This is a genomic window from Comamonas sp. GCA5, from assembly GCF_036541385.1.
Taxonomy (GTDB): domain Bacteria; phylum Pseudomonadota; class Gammaproteobacteria; order Burkholderiales; family Burkholderiaceae_C; genus Comamonas; species Comamonas aquatica.
This window is the reverse complement of record NZ_JAZHFR010000191.1, coordinates 1-1,043: the sequence shown is the minus strand read 5'-3', so window position 1 is coordinate 1,043 and position 1,043 is coordinate 1. Positions and strand designations below refer to the sequence as shown.

Here is a 1,043-nt window from a genome sequence, read left to right as displayed (position 1 = left end):
CCACCACTTGCCACAAAAGGCACTGGGGCATGAAGCCCCAGTCCAAGCACTCAAAAAATGGAAGATGAAAGCTCCTGATTTATTCGTCAAGAACGTGCGTAATCATCCGGGACCCGACACCTAGTTAGTGCCCTTCTACCCGTGCGGAGGCGCCGCAGGACGCATCGGCTGCGTCATCTGACTGGGATTGAGCACCGCAGGTTGCCCGCAGCGCAGGGACATGGGTAGCAGGGGCACCTTTGCTTACTTTCCTGTGGCGAAGCAAAGAAAAGTAAGTCGCCGCCGCGCGGCAAGCGGCCAGTAAGCATCGAAACAGACATTCAAGCCAAATTGGCATCTAGCGCTTATCCAGCAAGCCCAAGCAGCTCACATTTGTGATCAATATTGAGACAGCCTGCAAAAGCAGGCTCCAAGCAGGCTGGGGGCTTCGCCGCAAGCCCTTCTACGCGTGCCGAGGCGCGCAGAGCGCAGGGTGGGCAGATGCGCCGCAGGACGCATCTGCTTCGTCATCTGATTGGCCGCAGTTGTTTGAACGGAGCGGCACAGCCGCGCAGTGAGTTCTGCGGCCCCTCCCTGTGATCGAGCACCGCAGGTTGCCCGCTTGGGATTTGCGCAGCAAAGCCCAAAGGGACACGGGTAGCAGGGTGCTCTTTCCTTTGCTTACTTTCCTTTGAGCAAGCAAAGGAAAGTCAGTCGCCGCCGCGCGACAAGCGGCCAGCAAGAATCAAAACAATCATCAAGACCAAATTGGCCTCTAACGCTTATCTATCAAGCGCAAGCAGCTCACATTCTTGAAAAGACGTGGAGAGCGCCCACGGCACTGCGTGGACCCCTTCCCCAGGGCAAGTGAGGCCAAGCCAGCCGCCGCGCGACCAGCGATCAGCAGCCAGCACCACAAACATCCAAGCCCAATCCGCCTCCATGTATTGACCCAGTGAATTCCTGCTCAGGTGTTAACGTTGAAGGAAACGACGATGAGCACCCTGATGGAAGACGACATCAAGCGCTGGACAGCCAAGCGTAAGACAGCCCTTGTCCTGGAC

At 57.3% G+C, this 1,043-nt stretch carries 1 pseudogene; it reads left to right on the top strand.

The features are described from left to right. Positions 1-124 (top strand): annotated as a pseudogene (locus SJH88_RS19160) (IS481 family transposase); the annotation flags it as partial. Positions 125-1,043 lie beyond the last annotated feature (919 nt).